The organism is Sphingorhabdus sp., from assembly GCF_044239005.1.
Classification (GTDB): domain Bacteria; phylum Pseudomonadota; class Alphaproteobacteria; order Sphingomonadales; family Sphingomonadaceae; genus Sphingorhabdus_B.
On the sequence record NZ_JBIICH010000165.1, the window covers coordinates 1 to 3,885 of the forward strand.

The 3,885-nt window shown below is 55.4% G+C and carries 3 protein-coding genes; all 3 read right to left on the reverse strand.

The window, feature by feature from the left end; genetic code table 11:
- Positions 1 to 1,333: F0F1 ATP synthase subunit beta (gene atpD, locus ACILQA_RS10380; protein WP_395629623.1), on the reverse strand; the 1,333-nt coding region annotated here is incomplete at its 3' end.
- A 27-nt stretch (positions 1,334 to 1,360) separates the two neighbouring features.
- Complete coding sequence (locus ACILQA_RS10385) at positions 1,361 to 2,242, reverse strand: F0F1 ATP synthase subunit gamma (RefSeq protein WP_324479431.1); 882 nt, start codon at positions 2,240 to 2,242, stop codon at positions 1,361 to 1,363.
- Positions 2,243 to 2,326: 84 nt separating this feature from the next.
- Entirely contained in the window at positions 2,327 to 3,856 is a 1,530-nt protein-coding gene (gene atpA / locus ACILQA_RS10390; protein ID WP_395629624.1) for a F0F1 ATP synthase subunit alpha, read from the reverse strand.
- Positions 3,857 to 3,885 lie beyond the last annotated feature (29 nt).

Genomic DNA, 3,885 nt, shown 5'->3' on the forward strand with positions numbered 1-3,885 from the left:
ACAATTCGTCCATGCCCAAAATCGCGATGATGTCCTGAAGCGATTTGTACTTCTGCAGCGTTTCCTGAACGCGGCGTGCCGTGTCATAATGCTCTTGGCCAACAACGGCTGGTGTCAAAACGCGGCTAACCGAGTCAAGCGGGTCAACGGCTGGGTAGATACCCAATTCCGAAATTGCGCGGTTCAACGTGGTCGTTGCGTCCAAGTGGGCGAACGACGTTGCTGGTGCAGGGTCGGTCAAGTCATCTGCAGGAACGTAAATCGCCTGAACCGAGGTAATCGAACCCTTGGTGGTCGACGTAATACGCTCTTGCAACTGGCCCATGTCCGTTGCCAACGTTGGCTGATAGCCCACAGCCGAAGGAATACGGCCAAGAAGTGCGGACACTTCGGAACCGGCTTGCGTGAAGCGGAAGATGTTATCGACGAAGAACAGAACGTCCTGGCCTTCTTCATCGCGGAAATATTCCGCCATGGTCAGACCCGACAAAGCAACACGTGCACGCGCACCGGGAGGCTCGTTCATCTGGCCGAACACCAGCGCAACCTTCGAACCTTCTGGGGTTGGGTTGCCGTCGGCATCCTTGGCGATAACGCCTGCATCGAGGAATTCATGGTACAGATCGTTACCTTCGCGGGTACGCTCACCCACGCCAGCAAACACCGAAACGCCGCCATGGCCCTTTGCGATGTTGTTGATCAGTTCCTGAATAAGAACGGTCTTACCAACGCCGGCACCGCCGAACAGACCGATCTTGCCGCCCTTTGCATAAGGCGCGAGAAGGTCGATAACCTTAATACCGGTGACGAGAATTTCCGCTTCGGTCGACTGGTCGGTGAACAAAGGCGCTTCTGCGTGGATTGGGTTCGACTTTGCAGCGCCAACAGGGCCACGCTCGTCGATTGGTTCACCAATAACGTTCATGATGCGGCCAAGGGTCATTGGACCAACTGGAACCGAAATCTGCGCACCGGTGTCACGCACGGGCTGACCGCGGGTCAAACCTTCGGTCGCGTCCATTGCGATCGTGCGAACGGTGTTTTCGCCAAGATGCTGTGCAACTTCAAGGACGAGGCGGTTGCCGTTGTTATCGGTTTCAAGTGCCGACAAAATGGCCGGCAGCTGGCCAGTGAAGGTTACGTCGACAACAGCGCCGATGACCTGTGAAATGCGGCCCGTTGCACCGGCAACGTTAATCGCGGTTTGGCCAGCACCAGCCTTTGGAGCGGGAGCCTTGGTTGCAGCAGCTTTTTTCACAGGCGCTTTTTTAGCGGCTGCGGCGGGTGCTGCGGCCTTTTTTGGAGCGGCGGTCTTCTTCGGGGCGGTTGCCATTTGCTTCTTCCTTGCCTTTGGATGTCGTTAAAGCGCTTCTGCGCCTGCGATAATTTCGATAAGTTCAGTCGTAATCGCCGCCTGACGCGTGCGGTTATATTGAATAGTCAGCTTGTTGATCATGTCGCCCGCATTGCGCGTTGCGTTGTCCATCGCGGTCATTTTTGAACCTTGCTCGGACGCAGCATTTTCGCGGTTTGCGCGAAGCAGCTGAACGGCAACATTGCGTGGCAGCAAGTCAGCGAGAATTTCTTCTTCGTCTGGCTCATATTCAACCGTTGCAGAAACGCCGACGGCATCGCCTTCACCCGCGGTGACGGCAACTGGCATCAGCTGAATTTGCGTTGGCGTTTGCGTAAGGACGTTTTCGAACTTGCTGAAGAACAGATGCGCGACGTCAAATTCGCCCGCTTCAAAACGTGCGGTCAAATCTTCACCCCATGCTTGCACATCAGCGTAAGTGAGCTTGCCCAAATCGCCCGGTTCAATGCTGTGGATGATATCGCCACGGAAAGTCCGGCTGAGCTGATCGCGGCCTTTCTTTCCGATGGTGTAGAATTTGACGGTCTTGCCTTCGGCCTTCAATGCTTCTGCCTGACGGCGGGCAAGACGGACGATGTTGGTGTTGAATGCGCCAGCAAGGCCCTTGTCGCTGGTGGCGACAACGAACAGATGCACGTCGCTGTTGCCTGAACCAGCAAGCAGCTTTGGCGATTGTGGACCGACCGTTACCTTCGACGCGATGCTTGATACGACCGCTTCCAGTCGTTCGGCATATGGGCGTGATGCTTCAGCTGCTTCGGTTGCCCGACGCAGTTTCGCAGCAGCGACCATTTTCATCGCCTTGGTGATCTTCTGGGTCGACTTGACCGAGTTGATCCGCATTTTGAGGGCCTTAAGAGACGCCATCTATTCTTCCCTTTGCCGTCACCCTGAACTTGTTTCAGGGTCTTAATTAAGATGCTGAAACAAGTTCAGCATGACGGGTGATTGTTAAGCGAAATTCTTCGTGAACTTGTCGAGAGCCGCCATCAGCGCCTTCTTGCTGTCGTCGCTGAAGTCGCGGCTATCGCGAATGGTCTTCAGGATGCCAGCATGGTTGGCACGAAGGTCAGCCAGCATGGCGTCTTCATAGCGGTTCACGTCGGCGACTGGAATGCCGTCGAGATAGCCATTGGTACCTGCGAAGATTGACGCGGTCTGCTCTTCGAAAGGCAGTGGCGAGAATTGCTTCTGCTTCAACAGCTCGGTCAGGCGCGCACCGCGGTTAAGCAGCTTTTGCGTCGACGCGTCGAGATCCGAACCGAACTGCGCGAACGCAGCCATTTCGCGATATTGTGCAAGCTCAAGCTTAATCGAGCCCGATACCTTCTTCATCGCCTTTGTCTGCGCAGCCGAACCAACGCGGCTAACCGACAGACCAACGTTAATCGCAGGGCGGATACCCTGGAAGAACAGGTCGGTTTCAAGGAAGATCTGACCGTCGGTGATCGAAATCACGTTGGTTGGAATGTACGCCGAAACGTCACCAGCCTGTGTTTCAATGATCGGCAATGCCGTCAACGAACCACCGCCATTGGCATCGGACATCTTTGCCGCGCGCTCAAGCAAACGGCTGTGGAGATAGAAAACGTCACCAGGATAGGCTTCACGGCCTGGAGGACGACGCAGAAGAAGCGACATCTGGCGATAGGCAACAGCTTGCTTCGACAAATCGTCATATACGATGACGGCGTGCATGCCGTTGTCGCGGAAATATTCACCCATCGCAACGCCGGTGTAAGGCGCGAGATACTGAAGCGGTGCAGGCTCCGAAGCGGTTGCAGCGACAACGATCGAATATTCCATCGCGCCTTGTTCTTCCAATGCACGAACGATTTGCGCAACGGTCGAACGCTTCTGACCAACGGCAACGTAGATGCAGTAAAGCTTCTTCGATTCGTCAGTGCCCTTGTTCACTTCCTTCTGGTTGATGAACGTGTCGATGGCGACTGCTGTCTTACCGGTCTGACGGTCACCAATGATCAATTCGCGCTGGCCACGGCCAACAGGAACGAGCGCGTCGAGCGCCTTGAGGCCAGTCTGGACAGGTTCCGAAACCGATTGGCGCGGGATGATGCCTGGCGCTTTGACTTCAACGCGGCTGCGCTGTGTGGTCTTGAGCGGGCCCTTGCCATCAATTGGGTTGCCAAGGCCGTCAACAACGCGGCCAAGCAATTCCTTGCCGACGGGAACGTCAACGATCGTGCCGGTACGCTTTACAACGTCGCCTTCGCGAATTTCGCTGTCGGTTCCGAAAATAACGACACCGACATTGTCCGCTTCAAGGTTCAAGGCCATGCCCTGAATGCCGTTGGCGAACTCGACCATTTCACCAGCCTGAACATTGTCGAGGCCGTGAATACGGGCGATACCGTCACCAACGGACAGAACGCTACCGACTTCCGAAACCTGAGCTTCGGTGCCGAAATTGGCGATCTGGTCCTTAATGACCTTGGAAATTTCTGCGGCGCGGATATCCATTTTGCTACTTAGCCTTTCATCGCGTTAGC

Coding starts and splice junctions, on each gene's coding strand:
- ACILQA_RS10385 (WP_324479431.1), bottom strand. CDS start 2,242: ATGGCGTCTCTTAAGGCCCTCAAAATGCGGATCAACTCGGTCAAGTCG.
- atpA (WP_395629624.1), bottom strand. CDS start 3,856: ATGGATATCCGCGCCGCAGAAATTTCCAAGGTCATTAAGGACCAGATC.